The sequence below is a fragment of the Rhodoluna miladensis (SeqCode) genome (assembly GCF_965234705.1).
Taxonomy (GTDB): Bacteria; Actinomycetota; Actinomycetes; order Actinomycetales; family Microbacteriaceae; genus Rhodoluna; species Rhodoluna miladensis.
In genome coordinates, this window is sequence record NZ_OZ248465.1 from 822,095 (window position 1) to 842,801 (window position 20,707).

Consider the following 20,707-nt stretch of genomic DNA (forward strand, 5'->3'; position numbering starts at 1 on the left):
GCCTCGTCGCGGCCACTAAGTAGTAGCTCGAAGAACACGCCTTAACGGTAGCACTTAAAAGCCGAGCTTTCCCAGCTGCTTTGGGTCTCGTTGCCATTCGTGGGCAATCTTGACGCGCAGGCTCAGAAAAACCTTCGAGCCCAGCAGGGCTTCGATCTCTTTGCGGGAGCGGGTTCCAACATCCTTGAGACGCTCCCCTCCCTTGCCTAAGACAATTCCCTTTTGGCTATCACGCTCAACAAATATGTTGGCGTGGATATCAATCAAGTCGGAATTCTCGCGCTTTTGCATCTCATCCATGGTGACCGCTAGCGAATGAGGAAGTTCGTGGCGGACACCCTCGAGTGCTGCTTCTCTAATCAGCTCACAAATTCTCGACTCGATTGATTCATCTGTGTTCATATCCTTTGGATACAACTCGGCTGAAACCGGCATCAGATTCAGAAGAACCTGAGTTAGCTCCCCTAACTGCTCACCGGCAATTGCGGAAACTGGAATGATCTCGGCCCAGTCGCGCAGTTTGGAAACTTCCATTAGCTGATTAGCCAAGGCTTCCCTCGAAACTGTTTCGCTTTTGGTGACAATTGCAACGAGTTTGGCTCGTCTGTAGTCGCCGAGCTGTTCGTTTATGAAACGATCTCCCGGGCCAATCTTGTCGCCGGCGGGAAAGCACATACCGATTACATCTACTTCAGAAAGAGTTGAAGCCACTAGGTCATTGAGGCGCTGACCAAGCAGTGTTCGTGGGCGATGAAGTCCTGGGGTGTCAACCATGATTAGCTGACCTTCGGGAAGGTGAACAATTCCTCGGATAGCTCTTCTGGTGGTCTGGGGCTTATCGCTGGTGATTGCGATCTTCTCGCCCACTAGAGCGTTTGTAAGAGTCGACTTTCCGACGTTAGGCCGCCCTACAAAAGAGACAAAGCCCGCGCGGAATTCGTTAGTCATCTTTTTCTGATTCCTCGACCACCGGTTCTACGCGCAATCGCACAACTACAGTAAGTAATCGCTTGCCCCGGCCCTCAACCCTATCGGCAGTTAGCTCAATTGACCGAAGTTGAACAGTGTCTCCCACCTTCGGTAGACGTCCCAGCTCCTTGGTTAGTAATCCGCCGACTGAGTCAACATCTTGATCTTCTAATTCGATTTCTAGCTGTTCCCCAAGTTCAAAAAGCGAAAAACTGGCGTTGACCCTGTAGACACCTTCTTCAATAACTTCAACACCTGGAATCTCACGGTCATATTCGTCAACGATGTCTCCGACCAGTTCCTCGATTACGTCTTCCATTGTCACAAGGCCAGCAACTCCGCCGTACTCATCGATAACCACTGCCACGTGGGTAGAGCTTCTCTGCATGTCCTGCAGTAGGTCCTTTAGGGCCTTTGACTCCGGCACAAACACTGCCTTGCGAGCCAGCTGCTCGGTAGTTTTCTCAAACATCAGCTTTGGAGTTTCGTGAAGCACCTTTGCAACATCCTTCAAATACAAAATTCCAAGGATGTCGTCGGTGGTCTTGCCCGTCACTGGAAGCCTCGAGTATCCACTGGATAAAAAGATCGCCATGGCTTTATCAAGATCTAAATCTGCTGCCACAGTAGCGATGTCAATTCTTGGAACCATTACTTCTCGAGTGATGGTCTCCGAGAACTCTTCAACGGATTCGATTAGGTCTTGCTCGTACTCCTCAGCCTCGGTCGAGTCGTTGGCTTTTTTGCTAAAACGCTTGGTAAGTGCCAATAGTCGCTCGGAGATATTCATCTAAACCTTCTCGCTCTCATAGAAAGACTCAAGAACCGATTTTTGAATGCCAAACATTTCCTTTTCCTCTTCAGGTTCTGTATGGTCAAATCCAAGCAGATGCAAGATTCCGTGGGCGGTAAGAAGCAAAACCTCGTGAATCATTTCGTGCCCGGCAGCTTCCGCTTGCCGCATGGCAACGGCGGGGCAAATCACAATATCTCCCAGCAGTCCTACGGGTGTTGGTTCGTGTTCGGTTCCTGGTCGAAGCTCATCCATCGGAAAGCTCAAGACATCAGTTGGACCAGGCTCATCCATCCACTGGATGTGAAGTGCCTCCATGGCTGGTTCGTCAACGAACATGATGGCAAGTTCTGCTCCAGGATGAATCTTCATTCGATCTAAAGCGAATCCGGCAAGCTTCAAAACCCTAACTTCATCCACCGAGTGTTCGGTTTCATTGCTGATCTCAATACTCACTTCTGAGAATCCCTCTGGGCTTTCTGGGCAGCTGCCTCATCGTAGGCATCAACAATTTTTCCAACGAGAGGATGCCGAATAACATCCTTAGAGCTGAGTTTGGCAAAGTGAACATCGTCCACTCCATCGAGCACCTTGGTCGCAATTGTTAGGCCCGAAGCTCCGCCAGGAAGGTCAATCTGCGTGATGTCTCCTGTGATAACCATCTTTGAGTTAAACCCTAGGCGGGTCAAAAACATTTTCATCTGCTCACCTGTAGTGTTCTGAGCCTCGTCAAGGATGATGAAGGAGTCATTTAGTGTCCGACCGCGCATGTAAGCCAAAGGAGCAACTTCAATGGTGCCGGTGGCAATCAGCTTTGGAACCGAGTCTGGGTCCAGCATTTCATGAAGGGCATCAAACAAAGGTCTAAGGTAAGGATCGATTTTTTCAGAAAGGGTTCCAGGCAAAAAGCCAAGGCGCTCACCCGCCTCAACGGCAGGACGGGTCAGGATGATGCGCGAAACTTCTTTGCGCTGAAGGGCCTGAACGGCTTTGGCCATTGCAAGATATGTCTTACCGGTTCCGGCAGGGCCAATACCAAAGACAATCGTGTTTCTATCGATAGCTTCGACATAGGTTTTTTGACCAGAGGTTTTTGGGCGGATCGACTTACCTCGTGAGCTCAAAATGCTCTGCGATAAAAGATCAGGTTCACTGCGGCGAAGATCAGCTGGAGAAATATCCCTTCCGGTAGTCACCGCCGCAATAATCTGCTGAACGCGCGCTTTGGCAAGGGCAACCTGAACACTAGGGCCGGTAATCTCCACTTGGTTTCCACGAGCGGTAAAACGAACCTCTGGAAAACCTTCTTCTATGGCCTTTAGTAAACGATCTTCAGGTCCGAACACAAATACTGGGTCCACGCCGGAAATCTCAACAGAGACAGTTGTTGAATCTTGGGATTCAGAAGCGGTCAAGAGCCGTCCTTTGCCGAATCGGATAACACATGGGCGTGCGCGTGAAACACAGTCTGCCCTGCTTCTGCTCCAGTGTTGAACTGAAGTTTAAATGACCCAGCCGTGAACTTCTTTGCCAGATCTGTTGCTGTACTTAGTACCTCGGAGAGAATCTCTGGTGCATTGTTTGCTAGCTCAACAACATCGCGGTGGTGCTCTTTAGGAATAACTAGCAGGTGCACTTTTGCCAGAGGGGCAATGTCCCTAAATGCCAGGGTGTTAGTAGTTTCTGCAATGAATTCAGTGTTTATCTCTCGAGAAACGATTTTGCAGAAGATACAGCTAGCTTCAGTCATGCTCATAAGTCTAGTTTTAGCCAGCGCGGCTAATTCCACTCCCCCAATTTTGCCTGCAGAAATGAAACCGCCGCCATACCAGCAGTTGAAGTTCTGAGTACGCCTGACCCCAGACGAACCGAGCTAATTCCGGCGGTTGCAAACGCTTCCAGCTCTGATTCGGACATGCCACCTTCGGGCCCAACTACTAAAGCAACCGAGCCCGCAGCTGGCAATTTCACTTGAGCAATTGACTCTTTTGCCTCGGGGTCCAGAACCAGCACCAAATCAAAGCTTGAGAGCCGGGTGATTAATTCTTGGGAGCTGTGGACCGGTTCAACAATCGGGACAAAAGCGCGCAGTGATTGCTTAGCGGCTTCAGTCACAATCGTCTGCCAGCGGGTTTGACCTTTGGCTTTCTTTTCGTCTTTCCAGATAGAAATTGAGCGATCAGATTGCCAAGGAATAACTCCGTGCGCGCCAAGCTCAGTGCACCCCTGAATTGCCAGTTCGTCACGATCACCTTTGGCCAGAGCCTGCACTAAATGCAGCTGGACTGAAGGGGCAGAAACTGACTCCACACTTTCCACGCTGATTTCCATAGAGTCCTTACCAACTTTAGAAACCTTGCCGCGAATTTTGACTCCAGCTCCGTCGCTAACGGCGATTGCCTCGCCTGGAGTCATTCGCCGAACACTCACTGCGTGCTTAGCTTCTGGGCCACTTAGGACAAATGACGAACCCGCAAGAGTGTCTTTGCCGATTGCTGCAAAAAACATGGGCTCAACCACGGCGTCTGCCCTGGAATGAACCAGACTTCCGAGCAACGAGGCCAGCTGTATCGGATTTTCTAAAACCAGCGAGTGCTCTAAACAGTTCTTTCTGCTTGGAATCTAACTTGCTAGGAATTTTGACTTGGATGGTGACAAGTAGATCACCTCGACCAGATTGACGCAATCTACCAAAACCTTTGCCCTTGACTGGAATTACATCACCGGTTTGACTTCCCGCTGGCACTTGAAGTTCGACCTCACCGTCGAAAGAATCAATCTTGACCATGGTTCCCAACACTGCATCGTGCAGAGGAACTTCTAGCTCACAGATCAACTCGTCACCATTTCTAGAAAAGTACTGGTGAGGTGCAAGAGAGATATCCACATACAAATCCCCGCTCGGGCCTCCGCCAAATCCGACCTCTCCGGAACCGGCGAGCTGCAAGCGCAATCCATCCTCAACTCCGGCAGGAATTTTTAGTTCGATGTCCCGCCTTGCGCGAACTCTTCCCTGGCCGCGGCAAGTAAGGCATGGTTCTGGAATGATGTGCCCGTAGCCGCGGCAGGAGCCACACGGGCTTGATGTAATTACAGATCCAAGCAGGGAACGAACTTGAGTTTGAACCTGGCCAGCACCGCGACAAATGTCACATACCTTCGCACTGGTTCCTGGCTTTGCACAGCTACCGTTGCAAGTTTCACAAAGCACAGCAGTATCAACCGGAATCGATTTCTCAACTCCAAAAACTGCTTCTTCGAACGTTAGCTCTACGCGAAGCAGTGCATCTTGACCTCTTTCAGCGCGGGAGCGTGGACCCCTTGAGCCGCCACCACCAAAGAAAGTTTCAAAGATGTCGCCAAAACCAAAACCAGCTTCTGATCCCCCTGAGTCATAACTTCTTCGTGACTGCTCATCCCCGAGCACTTCATAGGCATGAGTCACAGACTTGAATTTCTCTTGGGCTTGTTCAGACGGGTTCACATCGGGGTGAAGCTCCCGAGCGAGCTTCCTGTAAGCCTTCTTGATTTCATCGGAGGAAGCGTTTCGTTGCACCCCGAGGGTTTCGTAGTGATCTGCCAATTACTGCGGACCTCCGAGCGATTTGGTTAGATACCTAGCGACCGCTCTAACTGCGCCGATGTTCGAGGAATAATCCATGCGGGTAGGTCCGATCACTCCGACCTTGGCAATTTCACTTCCCTGGTTTTCGTAACCCGAGACCACAACCGATGTGGAAGAAAGTGCATCGACGCTGTTTTCTCTACCAATAAGTAGTGAGACACCGTGCTGATCGGCTTGCATCTCTGAAATCAGTTTCAATAGCACAACCTGCTTTTCAATTGCTTCCAGAACCGGTGAGATACTGCCAGGGAAATCATCCTCACGCCTTGCAAGATTTGATGTTCCAGCAAGCAGAATTTTCTCCTGGCTGTTGGCATCTACAAGAGCTAGTAGTTCAGGGGTGACTCGCTCAGCCAAGGGTTTGATTTTTCCGGTTGCCTTCTGGGCAATTGTCTTGGCAATTGCTGAAAATTCGGCAAGGCCTTTACCGGTTAGGGATTCGTTTAGCATGTTGCGAAGCTTTTCAACATCTCCGGATTCGTAGCCACCGGGAATTTCTAGAACGTGCTGCTGGATCCGTCCGGAATCAGTGATCAGCATTAGAAGCAGGCGCTTTTCGTCGATGGAGATGATCTCGATGTGGCGAACCGATGCTCGTCCCAAACTCGGGTACTGAACCAGAGCAACCTGGTTAGTTAGTTGAGACAAGAGCCTTACGGTCTGACCGAGAGTTTCATCCAAGTCGGAGCTTTTAGACAAGAAGCCTTCGATGGCAACTTTCTCGGCGGCAGAGAGAGGCTTAATTTCACTTAGTTGATCGACAAACATGCGATAGCCCTTGTCGGTGGGAACTCTTCCGCTTGAGGTGTGAGGTGCAACAATCAGTTCTTCTTCTTCAAGAATTGCCATGTCGTTTCGGATAGTTGCAGCTGATACGCCAAAGGAATGTCGCTCAACAAGAGATTTTGAACCCACCGGCTCTTTGGATGCGATGTAGTCGCGAACGATTGCCTTTAGGACCTCAAGTGGTCTATCTGGAATCACGCGTTGTTCACCTGCCTGTTAGCACTCAATGGATCTGAGTGCCAATATTACCCGCAACTGGATGAGATTACTTAGTCAGTTAGTTCTCGAACCACAGCATCGGCAAGTAGGCGCCCCTTGAGCGTCAATACCAAGCGCCCCTTGATAGCTAGTTGGCCATCGATGAGCCCATCGGCAATTAGATGTGGGACACGCGATTTCGTTCCAGCTTCTAGTGCTTCGAGGTCGGAAATGCTCATGCCCTTGGAAGTTCTTGACTCGAGCATCACTCTTTCAAGCTTTGCAGTCTGTGCTGAAAGCACTTCACGTCCAACTGCTGGCGAAACTTTCTCCTCTAGTTTCTTTGAATAAGTTAGCGGGTGCTTTTGGTTCCACCATCTAACTGAGCCAAGGTGCGAGTGAGCACCAGGTCCATAACCCCACCAGTCCTGACCCAACCAGTAGGCAAGATTGTGATCGGACTGCAAGTTCTCCGATTTGGACCAGTTGCTAATTTCGTACCAGCCGTAGCCCGCTGCTGAAAGCAGTTTTTCTGTTAGTTCATACTTTTCAGCCTGGAGATCTTCATCTGGCTCGGCTAGCTCTCCTGATTTGATTTGCCTTGCCAACTTTGTGCCGGGCTCAACAATCAATGAGTAGGCCGAGAGGTGATCTGGCTCAAGTGCTATTGCTGCCTCTAGGCTTTCGCGCCACTGATAAAGAGTTTCCCCTGGAGCTCCAAAGATTAGATCTAGCGATGTACCAAAGCCGAGGCTTTTGACTATTTCAAATGCCTTCGAAACGTTCTCGGGGTTGTGACTGCGCTCTAAAGTATCTAGAACACTTTGAACTCCTGACTGCATTCCGATAGAAACCCGATTGAAGCCAGCTTCTCTAAGGGCTGCAAACTTTTCTAAGGTGACAGTATCGGGATTAGCCTCTGTGGTAATTTCGGCATTTTCTGCAAAGCCAAATGTTTTCTCTAGGGAAACAAGTATTTCTATCAAGTCAGCAGCTGGCAGCAACGAAGGGGTTCCGCCACCAAAAAAGACGGTGCTGAACTTTCTTGGGGATACCTTGGATTGCTCTAATATCTGGGCTGAAAAACGTATTTCTGAAATCAGTGAAGCGGCGTAATCACTTTGCTTCAGTGATCCAAGCTGGGTTGCGGTGTAGGTATTGAAATCGCAGTAGCCACAAATATCTTTGCAAAATGGAATGTGGACGTAAGCATGAAAGGTTCTCGCTTCACTGCCTTTGATTTCTTCGAGAGATAAAAGTCCATCTGCTGGAGCTTGATCACCATCTGGTAACGGGCCGGCCAATTACTTGCCCTTCTTTTCGCCCTTTTTTTCACCGTCTGAGGAAAGTGCTGCAATGAAAGCTTCTTGAGGAACCTCAACTCGTCCAACCATCTTCATGCGCTTCTTACCCTCTTTTTGCTTCTCGAGGAGCTTGCGCTTGCGAGAGATGTCTCCTCCGTAGCATTTGGCCAAAACATCTTTTCGAACGGCACGAATTGATTCTCTGGCAATAATGCGAGCACCGATTGCGGCCTGAATTGGAACTTCAAACTGTTGTCTTGGAATTAGCTCTCGCAACTTACCGGTAATCATTACGCCGTAGGCATAGGCCTTGTCTTTGTGAACAATGGCACTAAAGGCATCCACCTGCTCGCCCTGCAACAAAAGATCCACCTTCACAAGGTCTCCCTCGGCAAGACCAGCTTCTTCGTAATCCAACGAAGCGTAGCCCTGGGTTTTGCTTTTTAGCTGATCAAAGAAGTCAAAGACTATTTCGGCAAGGGGAAGTGTGTAGCGCAGCTGCACGCGATCCTCACCCAGGTACTGCATGTCAATCATTACGCCGCGCCTGGTCTGACACAGATCCATGATTGTTCCGACATAATCCTTCGGAGCCAGAATTGTCGAGCGAACCATAGGCTCGAGCACTTTCTTAATTTTTCCGCCTGGGAACTCGCTCGGGTTGGTCACAGTGACTTCTTTACCGTCGTCCAGCGTGACTTGATAAACCACCGAAGGAGCGGTTGCGATTAGCTCGAGACCAAACTCTCGCTCCAGACGCTCTGTCACAATTTCTAAGTGGAGCAAGCCTAGGAAGCCACAACGGAAACCAAACCCTAGAGCTACCGAAGTCTCTGGTTCGTAAACCAAAGCGGCGTCTGAAAGCTTTAGCTTGTCGAGTGCTTCGCGAAGATCTGGATAGTCAGAGCCATCGATTGGGTAGACACCAGAGAAAACCATTGGCAAAGGTTCTGAATAGCCAACTAGAGCCTTGGTTGCGGGTTTGTTGACTGTTGTGACAGTGTCGCCAACTTTTGACTGTCGGACATCCTTTACTCCAGTAATCAAGTAGCCCACTTCGCCAACACCAAGCCCCTGGGTGGGTTCTGGTTCAGGTGAGCTAACGCCAATTTCTAGAAGTTCATGAATTGCGCGAGTGGACATCATCTGAATCTTTTCGCGAGGCGAGAGGCTTCCGTCAATCATTCGCACGTAAGTGACTACCCCCCGGTAGCTGTCATAGACCGAGTCAAAAATCATCGCGCGGGCTGGCGCGTTAGGGTCTCCCTTTGGAGCTGGGACTGTAGCTACGATCTTGTCTAGTAGTTCCCCCACGCCGATGCCGGTCTTTCCAGAAACGCGAAGGCAATCTGCAGGATCTCCCCCAATTAGATTGGCTAGTTCTTCTGCATACTTTTCGGGCTGAGCTGCCGGAAGGTCAATCTTGTTTAGCACTGGAATAATCGTCAGTTCGTTTTCCATTGCGAGATACAAATTGGCAAGCGTCTGGGCCTCAATACCTTGAGCTGCATCAACCAGCAGAACCGCACCTTCACAGGCTGCCAGCGATCTTGAAACCTCATAGGTGAAATCCACGTGACCTGGTGTGTCAATCATGTTCAGTGCAAACACTTCACCATCGACGGCCCAGGGCATGCGAACTGCTTGAGATTTAATGGTGATGCCGCGTTCGCGCTCAATGTCCATTCGGTCCAAATACTGGGCCCTCATCGACCGCTCATCCACCACACCGGTTAGCTGGAGCATGCGGTCAGCTAAGGTCGATTTGCCGTGGTCAATGTGGGCGATGATGCAGAAGTTGCGCAGCTGCCCGGGAGGCGTCTTGGACGGCTCCAGCTTGGATGTTGCGCGTGGCGACAAGGGCTGATCCTTATGGTGGGGGCGTTGGGCTTTCGGTCCCATTCTCGCATAATGCCTGAAGCCCAAGCCCCCAGCGTCAATAAACGGTTGCCTCTAAGCCCTGCCAGCAGGTAAGCTAGAGCGGTTGGGTATCCCCAAAACGAAAGAAAAAAATGGCAAATATCAAGTCCCAGGTCAAGAGAATCTTGACCAACAAGAAGGCAACTGACCGCAACCGCGCTGTCAAGAGCGAGCTCAAGACTGCAATCCGCGTTGCCCGCGAGGCAACCACCGGTGGCGACAAGACCGCAGCTGCTGCTGCAGTGTCCGCAGCTAACCGCAAGCTAGACAAGGCTGTGTCAAAGGGTGTCATTCACAAGAACCAGGCTGCTAACCGCAAGTCAGCACTTGCCAAGAAGGCATCAGTCCTGAAGTAAAGATTTGTTTACGAAAAAACACCGAGGCCATTTAGGTCTCGGTGTTTTTTTGTCCTCTGTTGGAAAGCAGAAGAACCAGTTTCTCAAGTGCAAAAACCGGATCTCTTTCGGCTCCTTTTACCGCAGCGTCAGCGGAGGCTAAAGCCAAAACGGCGTTTGCTAATCCTTCTTCGCTCCAACCGGCCAGGTCCTTACGTGCGCGATCAATCTGCCAAGGCTGCGCGCCAACAGTTGCAGCGGTTGCATATTTGTTTCCATAGACCTTGGCCATAAGCCGCACCTTCATTGCAAAGGCGGCAACCACAGGCACTGGATCCGCTCCGGTAGTCAAAGCGTGGCGAAGTAGCGCTAAGGCTTCAGCGCTTTGCCCAGCAAGTGCTGCGTCAGCGACCTTGAAGGCATTTGTCTCAACTCTTCCGCCGTAGTACTTATCTACTGTTGCTTCGTCGATTGATTCCGATTGATCAACCAACAGTTGGGAGCAGGCTGCAGCAAGCTCCGATAAGTCATCGGCAAATGCGTCAGCCAAAGCTCTTAGGGCGCCAGGAGTAATCTTCCTACCGGCAGCTGCAAACTCAGACTGAATGAAAGCGGCCTTTTCGGAATCCTTTTTGATCTCAGCGCAAGCTATCTCAACTGCAATATCTGAAGCCCTAATTGCATCAATGAGCTTCTTGCCTCGAACACTCGAGGCGTTGTGGCGAAGCACAATTGTGGTATCCGAGCTTGGGTCGATTAGATAACTAAGCCCATCTTCAATCAATGCATCCGAGCACTTCTCAAAGCCCTCAATCAAAACAAGTCTTGGCTCCATAAATAACGAGGGACTTGCAAGAGCAGTTAGTTGCCCTGAGGTGTAATCACTTGCTAGAAGCTCGTGAACCTCAAGACCTGCCTCTGATTTTCTCAGGGAATCTCGAATGGAACGAATGGCGCGATCGGCGGTGTAATCCTCCGGGCCAGATACAAAAACAATCGGCGCCGGTTTAGCCTCGCGCCAACTAACCTGTTTTGCTTTTCCCACGTGCCTAGCCTACTTATCTCTGGGATTCAGCGTGCTTCCTTGGCGCAAAGAATGTGGGGCTTATGGCTAATGCCTATCTTGAGCACTTTTACAAAAGGGGTGTTCTAATCTTGGGACTAATTGATATTCATTTTGCAACCTATACAAGATTGGAGTTTTTGTGAAGAAACTTGACTCCAAACACGCAACTGAAATCATGATTAAGGCTGGCGTTTTACCGCTCGAGGACTACCCAGGATCTGCCAGAAAATGGAAATGCAAATGCCTAAAGTGTGGCCAAATTGTGTGGCCACAACACAGCTCTATAAAGCAGAACCCAGGCAGCGGCGGATGTAATCCGTGTGCCAAAATTCAGACTCAAGTGGTACTGAGAAAGAGAAACTATGAGAACGCGCTTGTTTTTCTTAGAGAGAATCAACTAACACTACTCGGTGCCTATAAGTCGGCCAAGGCGAGAGCGCGGTTTAGGTGTGATAGATGTGGAACGGAGTTCTCCGCAAGCTACACAGATTTTACAAGCCACAGCAGGACTTGCACCTGTAAAAAACTGCCCCGCAAGGCCTTACAAGAGTCAAACCCAGAACTTGCCCAAGAGCTACATCCAACTGCGAATGGACTTCTCACACCTGAGTACATCGGCACAGGTATGAGAACTAACGTGTGGTGGATTTGTCCAAATAAGCATGAATACGATGCCACGCCAGCAAACCGAGTAGCAGGTACTTCATGTCGCTATTGCCTAGGCATGGATGCCTACGAGGGTGAATCAGATTTAGCCACTCTATTCCCTGAACTTTGTAAAGAGTTGGCAACGAAAGTGGAACTAGCAAAAGCTAGGAAACTCCGACCCGGTTCAAATGAGAGACTCCTGTGGCGTTGCTCCAAGAACGACCGACACATTTATCCCATGACTCCAGTTGACCGAATCAATGCAGGCTCAGGGTGCTCTTACTGCGCGGGCAAGCGAGTTCTAACTGGAGACAACGATTTTCTAACCCTTTTCCCGGAACAAGCAGCGGAGTGGGACTACGATGCCAACTTCCCGCAGCGCCCGGAAATGGTGCATGCGGGAAGCAACGACAGATACGCCTGGATTTGTGCATTTGATTCAAGTCATAAGTGGCCTGCTTCTCCAGCTACACGCCAAAAAAGTGGCTGTATGAAATGTTCTCATTTTCAAACTGGGCGAAATGACCTAAGAACAAAAGCACTACAAGCAGGTAAGAAGGAACTGATCAAAGAATGGGACGAGGTGAAGAACAACAGAGCAGCATCGGAGGTTTCCTACGCCTCTAACGACTCGTTCTACTGGATTTGCCCGAAATTCCCAAAGAAACATTCGTATCCAGCAACAGTCGCCAATAGGTGGTTTGGAGGAACTGGGTGTCCAACTTGTTCGCCGAGCTCTTATGATGCAAATTCACCTGGAGTGCTGTATTTCATCGAGAACAGCGCTTTATCAGCAAGGAAGATCGGTATCACCAACAAGAATGCCAAAACTAAGCGTATTGAAAAGTTCCTGAAAGCAGGATGGACCTTGATTCTGAGGCTTGATAACGAAGACGGCTTCCTGATCAGACGAACTGAACAAATTCTTCTTCGTAAAGTTCGGGATGAACATAAATTGCCAGAGTTTTTGGAGAAATCACAAATGCGCGGGATGGGCGGTTCAACCGAAACATTTTCTTCAGAGGGTGTCACGAACGATGTTTTGACCAAGCAAATTATGTACGAGTATGAAAGATCAAAATCCCGTCTGAACGTCGCCAAACTAGAAAAGTTTCAGTTGGCTTAGATTTGACCGGCCCGAAAGCTCACAATCGACTTGCAAATTCGGAACACCCCAGACCAATACCTGACGTTGCGGTACTCTACTTTTGTGTGGACTGGGGTTGAATAGCATGGGGTCAGGAAGGCTTACTGATCAAGAAGTCAACGGCTTGCTTGCGGCCCAATCGCTTCGCCGAATTGGTGACTACAAGGGCGCTGGATCACCTCTGGAATGCCAATGCTTAGAGTGCGGCAGGACAGTCACTCCTAGGATTTCCATGATCAAGTCTGGTCACAGGGGCTGTAGGTTTTGTGCGGCCCAGGCGGGTGCAAAACGTCGAAAGGTTTCGTCGGAAGATGCCTTTCTTCTCATGGTCGAAGCAGGCGCAAGTCCAATAGAGCCCTATAAGGACAGCAAGACTCCATGGATGAGTCAATGCCTAAAATGCGGGGAACGCATTTCCCCCTCGTACGCCAATGTTCGACAGGGGCATTCGGCCTGCAAGTACTGCAGTGGCAAAGCAATTACTAAAGAGAAGGCGATTTCTATTTACCTTGGAAGCGGTGCAAAGCCTGTTTCTGAATTTGTGAGAACAAATCAGAAGTGGCCGGGGAGGTGTTTGGGTTGTGGTGGCGATGTCGCCCCGAGGCTGGATGATCTCAAGCGCGGTCAGGGACCTTGTCCGCCATGTGGGGCAAGGGTCTCTTCGGAGAAGCAAAAGCTTACCGAGGAGGAGGCTACTAGGCGTATGGTCGAGGCTGGTGCAGAGCCTTTGGAGCCCTGGGGAAGCAAAAAAGTTGATGACCCTTGGTTGTGTAGGTGCCTATTATGCGACAGCACCATTACTCCCACTGTTCATTCAGTAAATTCTGGACAAGGACCATGTATTCACTGTGGACGATCTCAATCAGCCCTCAAGCGGACATTTACACACAAGCAAGCAGTGGAACTATTGTCTCTATACCAGTTTCAGGCTTTGCAGGATTACCCGGGAGCTGGAGAGCCATGGCTTACGCGTTGTGAAAACTGTGGATCTGAAGCCAAAAGAAGTTTGGCAAATATTCAAACCGGTCACGGTTGCCGAGACTGCGCTTACGAAAATAACAAGAATTCGGAATTGGAATCAACCGCGGAAATGCTGCGGCGAGGCTGGGAACCATTGGAGCCTTACCCCAAGGCAAGTGAGCCGTGGAAGTGCAAGTGCCTTAATTGTGGCGAGGTGAGTTTCAAACGCCTTTACTCCCTGAACCACAAGGGTTCGATGGGTTGCGTCCATTGCAGCGAGAGAATATTGGGGACTTATTTTTACTTGATCCACAACTCAGAATTGCGGGCTTTCAAAGTGGGCGTTGGTGGGCAAAGGAGACTTGATGACCACAGGTGGCAAGGGTGGGCAGTCGTTGACGTTTGGGACTTAGTCACTCCCGTCGAAGCATATTCTCTAGAGAAGAACGTTCTGACGTTTGTCCGAGAAGAGTGGGGCCTTCCCCAATGGCTCGGACGTGAAGATATGCCCCAAAAAGGTGCTACCGAGACATTTTCGGATGGGGAAAAAACCGCAGAAGACCTGAGGCAGCTCGTAAACAAACTCCGAGTATCGATTTAGATAACCCTTCTCCGGTTTGACTGCTTAAAAATGAAGTAACCTTCACGCTTGACTGCAAGAGGAGAATGGCAATTCACAAAGCTTCCGAAAGACAAAGGTCCTCCCGGCACATTCGGCAAATCCACACCCAAACTTCTGAGAGCATGTACGTTGATAGCCCGTTAGATAGCTCGCAAGTAAAACAGCACATGCGGTAAGGATAGGCTGCAAGCTGAAGTTCTGCTCTAGTTATCCACAGAGTTTTTCGTTTGCACTGTGAACCTTTAGACCGTTGCGATGTTGACAAGCTTAGGAGCGCGAACAATTACGTTCTTGATTTGCTTGCCCGCTAGGGCGTTCTGGACATTCACCGATGCCATGGCCAATGCCTCAAGCTCAGCTTCGGTAATAGAGGAGGAGACTTCAAACTTGTCACGCAATTTGCCATCCACCTGAACCACGGCAGTCAAAGTGTCTCTGACCAAAAGCTCGGCGATGGGCTCGGCAAAGCCAGCCAAGGCAACTGCTGGCTTATGACCAAGTAGTTGCCACATGTCTTCAGCTGTGTATGGGGCAAACAAGCTCAGCGCTTTGGCTACGGCTTCGGTTGCTTCACGTACAGCAGGGTCTTTGCCTCCGGCTGGTCCATCGATGGTCTTTCTCAGGGCATTTACTAGTTCCATTATCTTTGCAACGCCAACGTTGAATTTGAAGGACTCGATCTGCTCTGGGAACTCTTTCAGGAACAGATGAGTTGCTCGTCGAAGATCTGCATCTCCAGTTGCAAAATCAATACCCGGTTCACTGCTCACATCTTGAGCACATCTCCAGGCACGAGCTAGAAATTTGGCGCTGGCAGCAGGTGAAACATCAGCCCAGTCAATGTCGTCTTCCGGGGGACCAGCAAAGGCCATGGTTAGACGAACCGCATCCACGCCGTGCTCATCCAACTGCTCTGAAAGTCGAACTAGGTTTCCGCGCGATTTACTCATCGCGGAACCATTCATCAAAACCATGCCTTGGTTCAATAATCTGGTGAAGGGCTCTTCGAAATCAACGTAGCCCAGATCATGTAGCACCTTGGTGAAAAAGCGGGCATAAAGAAGGTGCAAGATTGCGTGCGTGACTCCACCGACATACTGATCAACCGGTGCCCACTTCTTCGCCTCATCCTTAGGGAATGCTTCGGTGTCTGAGTTTGGAGAAAGGAATCTCAAGAAATACCAAGAGGAGTCCACAAAAGTGTCCATGGTGTCGGTATCGCGCTTGGCTGGCTTGCCACACTTTGGACAGGAAACATTCACCCATTCGCTTGCTCCCCCAAGAGGAGAAGTTCCCTTCGGGGATAGATCAAGTCCCTTGGCATCAGGAAGCTTGATTGGTAGGTCTTGGGCTGGAACCGGAACCTCGCCACAGGATTCGCAGTGCACGATAGGAATCGGAGTGCCCCAGTAGCGCTGGCGAGAAATTAGCCAATCACGAAGCCTAAAGTTTTTGGCTTTTTTGCCCAAACCTTTGGATGAAAGCACCTCGGTGATCTTGGTAATGGCTTCAGCTTTTTTGAGTCCATTCAGCTCAGCTGAATTGACCATAACGCCATCGCCGGTTGTTGCAATGCCTGATTTAGTCGGATCATCTTCGCCGGTGTCGACAACCACCTGCACTGGCAAGTTGTTCTGTCTTGCAAAATCTAAATCGCGCTGGTCGTGAGCTGGAACGGCCATGATGGCACCGGTTCCGTAATCAGCAAGCACATAATCAGCAGCCCATATCGGCAGCTTCTCTCCGTTGACAGGGTTGATTGCAAATCTGCCAAGATCGATACCGCGCTTAGGTCTATCGGTTGCAAGTCGCTCGATGTCATTTGTCTTTTTGGTCTCTTCCAAAAAGTCTTGGAACTTTATGCGAACTTCAGGCGAAGCCTCGGAGGCAAGCTCGGCAGCTAAATCGGAATCTGCTGCAACCACCATGAATGTTGCTCCATACAAAGTGTCGGGGCGTGTGGTGTAAACCTCGATTGGGTTTTTTCTTCCCTGTATCTCAAACTTGACCTCTGCACCGTAGGATCTTCCAATCCAATTGCGCTGCATGGATAGCACTTTTGCAGGCCATGCTCCCTCAAGAGTGTCCAGGTCATCTAGCAATCTGTCGGCATAATCGGTGACCTTGAAATACCACTGAGTCAGGGCCTTTTTAGTGACGGCTGTGTCGCATCTTTCACAAAGCCCCTGAACGACCTGCTCGTTGGCGAGCACAGTTTGGCAAGAAGGGCACCAGTTTACGTTCGAGTTTTTGCGGTAGGCCAAACCTTTGTTGTAAAACTCAAGGAATAACCACTGGTTCCATTTGTAATACTCAGGGTCAGAAGTGATAAGCACTCGGTCCCAGTCAAAGCTGCAGGCGTAGCGCCTCATTGAAGCTTTTTGCTGAGCGATGTTGTCGTAGGTCCAGCCTCTTGGGTCAAGCCCGCGCTTGATTGCAGCGTTCTCCGCAGGTAAACCGAAAGAGTCCCAACCGATTGGGTGCATTACGTTGAAGCCCTTTTGAATCCAGTACCTGGCGATTACATCGCCCAGTGCATAAGCTTCGGCGTGGCCCATGTGCAGATCGCCTGATGGATAAGGGAACATATCCAACACGTACTTCGTAGGTCTGTTATCCCCTGGCTTGCCAGAGTCAAATGGCTTTATTTCATCCCAAACCGGAAGCCACTTATCCGCTAACGCCTTGGCGTCAAACTGAGCTGGCTCGGTAGACAAAGTAAAACTCCTAAAGATTGCAGGCTTTCCTTTGGCAAGGTTACCAAGGCTAGGGCTTCGGGCTTACTTCTTCGAAGCAGGCCATAACGTGATTACGGCCGTCAATATCGCCCAAGCAAGGGGAATCATGCCCAAACGGTCAGAACCCTGCCAAGCCACAATGGCCAGCACACTTAGTGCGATTGCGGCACCTAAGGGCCAGTAGCGAGAGATCTTGTTTTTACGAGCAAGGACGGCAAGCACAACCGAAGCTGCACCGATAAAGATCAGGCCAAAAAGTATTCCTGTTACAAGAAGTGCTAAACTTTCTATTTTCTCTAACCTCCTAGCGCCCTAAGTAGCGCCTTTGATTTGAGCATAGTTTCTTCAAACTCGCTCTCAGGGTCAGAATCAATTGTGATTCCACCGCCAACTCCTAAGGTTGCCGAAGTTCCCTCAAAAACCAATGTTCTGATGGTCATTCCAAAATCCGCCGAGCCATCAAATCCGAGGTATCCAAAAGCTCCCGAGTAGATATTTCTTGGCCCACTCTCAAGCGATTGCAAAATCTCCACGGCTTTAATCTTTGGCGCACCCGTCATTGATCCTCCAGGAAAACAAGCCGCCAGAGCACTGGTTGCGCTTTCGCCAGGCTTGAGCTCTCCCGTGACAGTGCTGACTAGTTGATGAACAGTTGCGTAGCTTTCAATCTCAAAGAGTTTTTCAACGGTCACCGAATCTATTTGGCAGACTCGACCAAGATCGTTTCTCATCAGATCCACAATCATCAAGTTCTCGGCGCGCTCTTTTTCGTTGTTAGCTAATTCGTTGGCGATCTTGGCATCCTCTTCCGGGTCTTTAGATCTAGGCCTAGTTCCCTTGATTGGTTTTGAAGATGCTTTTCCGCTAGCTGAAACTTTTAGGAACTGCTCGGGAGATGAGCTAACAATTTCTACTTCCCCAAGCTTTAGATAGCCACCGTAAGGTGCTGGGTTTGATTCACAGAGAGTGATGAATGTTCTGAGTGCATCGGCTTCGTGCTCTATGTGAATCTGGTTCGTGAGGCACAGCTGAAATACGTCTCCAGTTTTGATATGTTCCTTGGCTTTTTGGATTAGCTCAAGGTAGTTTTCCTTGGAGTGACGAAGTTTGGTAGAAACCAAGGTTGGTGCCTTGGTTTTTTGCATGAAGGATCCTGACTCTCCTCCAACTAGGGTGAGCCTCAACAAAGCAGCCCTATGCCAGTTGTCAAATTCTTCGCGTGTTTCAAAAAGACCTATGAAATACATCGTCTTGTGCTTGTGATCAAAGACCATGGCTCGATCAACAATCATGAACTGGGCTTTGGGGTGGGTTCCTGATTCTTTCGCACTTCCTAATTCATAGCCAAAATATCCAACCAGTCCTGGTCTAAAGCTAAATGGAATCTCGATTTCAGGGAAAGACTCAATCGAAGCATTGATCGCCTTTAGGTGCTCGCTTGCGAGCGCGAAGGCCTCATCACCGGCTTCGATTATTGATCCGGCGGATCCGATGACTGAAACGGGCTCGTCTTGGTTGGTTGACCTATCCAGCCAGAAAGTATTGGTGTCTTTTGAATGCATGGGCAAAAATGCATCGGCCGGGTTTACCCAGCCTCGAAGCTTTTCTATCTCTAGACGCAATGGAAGTTCACCTAATCAGGGGTTGGGGAAAACGGTCTTGGAATTGCTCGTAATCTATAGATTAGAGCAAGGCCTACCAAGAGGAATTTGATGAGCGTTCTAGGAGATTTCTACCGCCTAGAAGCAGGCGAGCTCAAACCCGTACTCGAGTCCTCAACGGACGTTCAACTAAAGGTTGCCGACTCCTGGCTCGTAGAAGACGGTCGAGTTAGATCTCTCACCGCACACTTCGAACGCTTTGCTAATTGGGTCATCCAAGAAGACCCGGAACAGAGGCAGTACCTGGATGGGTTCTTTGCCGAGATTAGGCGGTTGCTTCCAAGGCAAGGCCGCTGGTTTCCCAGAATGGAGTACCACGGTGAGCAACCTTCGAATCTCAGGCTTTATCTTCGGCTCCGGGAGGCACCTACAAAAATTGATTCTGTTTCACTCTGGAGCTACCCGGAGCCTGATCCGCGCATGAAGCCAATGGTCAAGGGACCGGATCTATCGCTGTGCCAGCAACTTAGGCGTCACGCGAACATGAACGGCGCTGACGAGGCAGTAATCACTAACTCCAAGGGCTTTGTTGCAGAAGGAGCTCTAAGTGCCCTGGTTTGGTGGCGCGGGGATGTGCTTTGTTCTTCTGATGACCAAACCAATTGGCTTCCCTCGATAACCCGTGACGAGGTCGTTTCAATAGCAACTCAAATGGGCTTTGAAGTTCGGGTGGAAAACGTCAAGCCTGAGCAGTTGGCTAAGTTGCCTATTTGGGCCCTTAGCTCACTAAATGGCATCATGCCGGTTCGCTCCTGGGTTGGAATTTCGGATCAGCTTCCTGAATCGGTCAATCTGGACCCGTTTTTGAAGCGCATGAAGCTTCTAGGCACACAGCTGGACTAAAGCCAACCATCAGGGTTTTCTCACCCAATTCATGGGATGATTTTCATGTGAATGAGATTTTGGATTGGTTGCTTGCTGGGGTATCTGGCATAGACCCGTTCTGGCGTAACTTTTTTGCCGGGCTCGCCATAATGCTCGAAACCTCATTATTTGTCGGGCTTATAGTTCCGGGTGACACCGTGGTACTGGTTGCTTCGACTGGAGTAGTTAACCTTCCTGACTTCTTCTGGTTGGTGGGGGCTGTTCTAGTGGGCTCAATGATTGGTGAAACCATTGGTTTTTCTGTTGGAAGGCTCTTCGGCAAGAAAATTAGATCCTCCAAGTTGGGGCAGCGCTTTGGTGAAGAGAACTGGAAGCGGGCTGACATATTCGTCGAAAAGCGCGGTGGACCAGCGGTTGCAATCTCCAGATTCCTGCCCGTTCTTCACTCGCTAGTTCCGGTGGTGGCTGGAGCCACGACAATGCGCTACAAAACCTTCATCGCATGGACCTTTGGGGCTTGTCTGGTCTGGGCCAGCACCTACGTCGGAATCGGATACATCGCTAAAGCCAGCTACCAAGAAGTTGCCTCAAACTTCAAATTCGGTGCCCTGGTCTTTGTTGGCATCGTGGCCATTTTTGTCCTAGTTATTCACTTCGCCAAGACCAAGATCTCCAAGGTTGCTGACCAGATGATCGACGAAGAGATCCAAAAAACCAATAAATAACTGCCCTCTGGGCTCGATTTTCCTTTGTCGGTCGATAGCCATAAGCTAATGATTATTCGAACACTTGTTCGAATAATCAGCCGTTTATGGGGAAGATTCATGATTGCAGTCGACGAAAACGTCAAGGTTCTGACTAACCAACAAGGCGAGCCAGTTCGCTTCAGCTGGCGAAATGGCAGCTACCAGGTCACCTCCCGCCCTGAGCGTTGGTTTTCTAGAAAGCCCTGGTGGCTAGAAGCCAGCCGCGCCCAGCGCGGCATTGGATCAGAGGTTTTAGAAGTTGAGATGTGGCGAATAACTGCCGCTAAAGGAATCAACTCCCCCAGTCAGTTTGAGCTGCTTCACAGCAATGATCGCTGGCAATTGGTTCGAATCTTTGGCTAAA

Annotated in this window: 19 protein-coding genes and 1 pseudogene; 6 read left to right on the plus strand and 14 right to left on the minus strand. The window is 49.9% G+C overall.

Annotated features, from left to right (window positions below):
- Positions 1–54: 54 nt before the first annotated feature.
- The 10 genes from era to lepA all read right to left on the minus strand — a co-directional run bounded on the left by era (position 55) and on the right by lepA (position 9,535).
- Positions 55–948: a GTPase Era gene (gene era, locus AC8GDC_RS04085; protein ID WP_506557399.1), complete on the minus strand. Its 894-nt coding sequence runs from the start codon at positions 946–948 to the stop codon at positions 55–57.
- Entirely contained in the window at positions 941–1,759 is an 819-nt protein-coding gene (locus tag AC8GDC_RS04090) for a hemolysin family protein (RefSeq protein WP_506557400.1), read from the minus strand. Before AC8GDC_RS04090 ends, era begins: the two co-directional genes overlap by 8 nt.
- Entirely contained in the window at positions 1,760–2,218 is a 459-nt protein-coding gene (gene ybeY / locus AC8GDC_RS04095; RefSeq protein WP_506557401.1) for an rRNA maturation RNase YbeY, read from the minus strand.
- A complete protein-coding gene (locus AC8GDC_RS04100) occupies positions 2,215–3,177 on the minus strand; it encodes a PhoH family protein (protein ID WP_506557402.1) in 963 nt (320 codons plus the stop codon). The genes ybeY and AC8GDC_RS04100 overlap by 4 nt, the downstream gene beginning before the upstream one ends.
- Positions 3,174–3,518: an HIT domain-containing protein gene (locus AC8GDC_RS04105; protein WP_506557403.1), complete on the minus strand. Its 345-nt coding sequence runs from the start codon at positions 3,516–3,518 to the stop codon at positions 3,174–3,176. Before AC8GDC_RS04105 ends, AC8GDC_RS04100 begins: the two co-directional genes overlap by 4 nt.
- Positions 3,519–3,541: 23 nt before the next feature.
- Positions 3,542–4,270, minus strand: a complete 729-nt coding sequence (locus AC8GDC_RS04110; protein WP_506557404.1) for a 16S rRNA (uracil(1498)-N(3))-methyltransferase — start codon at positions 4,268–4,270, stop codon at positions 3,542–3,544.
- A gap of 4 nt (positions 4,271–4,274) precedes the next feature.
- Positions 4,275–5,345 (minus strand): molecular chaperone DnaJ, encoded by a 1,071-nt coding sequence (gene dnaJ / locus AC8GDC_RS04115; RefSeq protein ID WP_506557405.1) that lies wholly within the window; start codon positions 5,343–5,345, stop codon positions 4,275–4,277.
- Positions 5,346–6,371, minus strand: a complete 1,026-nt coding sequence (hrcA, locus tag AC8GDC_RS04120; RefSeq protein ID WP_506557406.1) for a heat-inducible transcriptional repressor HrcA — start codon at positions 6,369–6,371, stop codon at positions 5,346–5,348.
- Between the two features lie 71 nt (positions 6,372–6,442).
- The gene (gene hemW / locus AC8GDC_RS04125; RefSeq protein WP_506557407.1) at positions 6,443–7,675 is read right to left on the minus strand and encodes a radical SAM family heme chaperone HemW; all 1,233 of its coding nucleotides are present in this window, start codon (positions 7,673–7,675) and stop codon (positions 6,443–6,445) included.
- Complete coding sequence (lepA, locus tag AC8GDC_RS04130; RefSeq protein ID WP_506557408.1) at positions 7,676–9,535, minus strand: translation elongation factor 4; 1,860 nt, start codon at positions 9,533–9,535, stop codon at positions 7,676–7,678.
- A gap of 152 nt (positions 9,536–9,687) precedes the next feature.
- Between lepA and rpsT the strand changes: the two genes are divergently transcribed.
- Complete coding sequence (rpsT, locus tag AC8GDC_RS04135; RefSeq protein ID WP_506557409.1) at positions 9,688–9,951, plus strand: 30S ribosomal protein S20; 264 nt, start codon at positions 9,688–9,690, stop codon at positions 9,949–9,951.
- A gap of 31 nt (positions 9,952–9,982) precedes the next feature.
- Here the strand turns inward: rpsT and holA are convergent, their stop codons facing one another.
- Positions 9,983–10,975, minus strand: coding sequence for a DNA polymerase III subunit delta (gene holA / locus AC8GDC_RS04140; protein WP_506557410.1), 993 nt, complete (start codon positions 10,973–10,975; stop codon positions 9,983–9,985).
- A gap of 196 nt (positions 10,976–11,171) precedes the next feature.
- On the opposite strand from holA, the pseudogene AC8GDC_RS04145 reads away from it, so the two are divergent.
- Positions 11,172–11,879: pseudogene (locus AC8GDC_RS04145) on the plus strand (zinc-ribbon domain-containing protein); the annotation flags it as partial.
- A gap of 3 nt (positions 11,880–11,882) precedes the next feature.
- On the plus strand, positions 11,883–12,770 hold the full coding sequence (locus AC8GDC_RS04150; RefSeq protein WP_506558466.1) for a zinc-ribbon domain-containing protein: 888 nt from the start codon (positions 11,883–11,885) through the stop codon (positions 12,768–12,770).
- A gap of 1,845 nt (positions 12,771–14,615) precedes the next feature.
- On the opposite strand, the gene leuS is transcribed toward AC8GDC_RS04150, so the two are convergent.
- The 3 genes from leuS to pabB all read right to left on the minus strand — a co-directional run bounded on the left by leuS (position 14,616) and on the right by pabB (position 18,733).
- Positions 14,616–17,108, minus strand: a complete 2,493-nt coding sequence (leuS, locus tag AC8GDC_RS04155) for a leucine--tRNA ligase (RefSeq protein ID WP_506558467.1) — start codon at positions 17,106–17,108, stop codon at positions 14,616–14,618.
- A gap of 45 nt (positions 17,109–17,153) precedes the next feature.
- Positions 17,154–17,333, minus strand: coding sequence for a hypothetical protein (locus tag AC8GDC_RS04160; protein WP_506557411.1), 180 nt, complete (start codon positions 17,331–17,333; stop codon positions 17,154–17,156).
- Positions 17,334–17,407: 74 nt separating this feature from the next.
- Positions 17,408–18,733, minus strand: coding sequence for an aminodeoxychorismate synthase component I (gene pabB, locus AC8GDC_RS04165; RefSeq protein WP_506557412.1), 1,326 nt, complete (start codon positions 18,731–18,733; stop codon positions 17,408–17,410).
- 90 nt (positions 18,734–18,823) lie between these two features.
- Between pabB and AC8GDC_RS04170 the strand changes: the two genes are divergently transcribed.
- Genes AC8GDC_RS04170 through AC8GDC_RS04180 form a run of 3 tightly spaced genes read left to right on the plus strand, consistent with a single transcriptional unit; the run spans position 18,824 to position 20,706 of the window.
- Positions 18,824–19,615 carry an aminotransferase class IV gene (locus AC8GDC_RS04170; RefSeq protein WP_506557413.1) on the plus strand — a complete coding sequence of 264 codons (792 nt, stop codon included), beginning with the start codon at positions 18,824–18,826 and terminating at the stop codon, positions 19,613–19,615.
- Between the two features lie 47 nt (positions 19,616–19,662).
- Positions 19,663–20,322 carry a DedA family protein gene (locus AC8GDC_RS04175; protein WP_506557414.1) on the plus strand — a complete coding sequence of 220 codons (660 nt, stop codon included), beginning with the start codon at positions 19,663–19,665 and terminating at the stop codon, positions 20,320–20,322.
- Positions 20,323–20,370: 48 nt separating this feature from the next.
- Complete coding sequence (locus AC8GDC_RS04180) at positions 20,371–20,706, plus strand: DUF6504 family protein (protein ID WP_506557415.1); 336 nt, start codon at positions 20,371–20,373, stop codon at positions 20,704–20,706.
- Position 20,707: the final 1 nt, after the last annotated feature.

What these genes read in the sequence shown, in the direction of transcription:
- era (WP_506557399.1), bottom strand. Translation starts at nt 948, where the DNA reads ATGACTAACGAATTCCGCGCGGGCTTTGTCTCTTTTGTAGGGCGGCCT.
- AC8GDC_RS04110 (WP_506557404.1), bottom strand. Translation starts at nt 4,270, where the DNA reads ATGTTTTTTGCAGCAATCGGCAAAGACACTCTTGCGGGTTCGTCATTT.
- AC8GDC_RS04170 (WP_506557413.1), top strand. Translation starts at nt 18,824, where the DNA reads ATGAGCGTTCTAGGAGATTTCTACCGCCTAGAAGCAGGCGAGCTCAAA.
- AC8GDC_RS04105 (WP_506557403.1), bottom strand. Translation starts at nt 3,518, where the DNA reads ATGAGCATGACTGAAGCTAGCTGTATCTTCTGCAAAATCGTTTCTCGA.
- AC8GDC_RS04150 (WP_506558466.1), top strand. Translation starts at nt 11,883, where the DNA reads ATGACTCCAGTTGACCGAATCAATGCAGGCTCAGGGTGCTCTTACTGC.
- AC8GDC_RS04180 (WP_506557415.1), top strand. Translation starts at nt 20,371, where the DNA reads ATGATTATTCGAACACTTGTTCGAATAATCAGCCGTTTATGGGGAAGA.
- AC8GDC_RS04090 (WP_506557400.1), bottom strand. Translation starts at nt 1,759, where the DNA reads ATGAATATCTCCGAGCGACTATTGGCACTTACCAAGCGTTTTAGCAAA.
- rpsT (WP_506557409.1), top strand. Translation starts at nt 9,688, where the DNA reads ATGGCAAATATCAAGTCCCAGGTCAAGAGAATCTTGACCAACAAGAAG.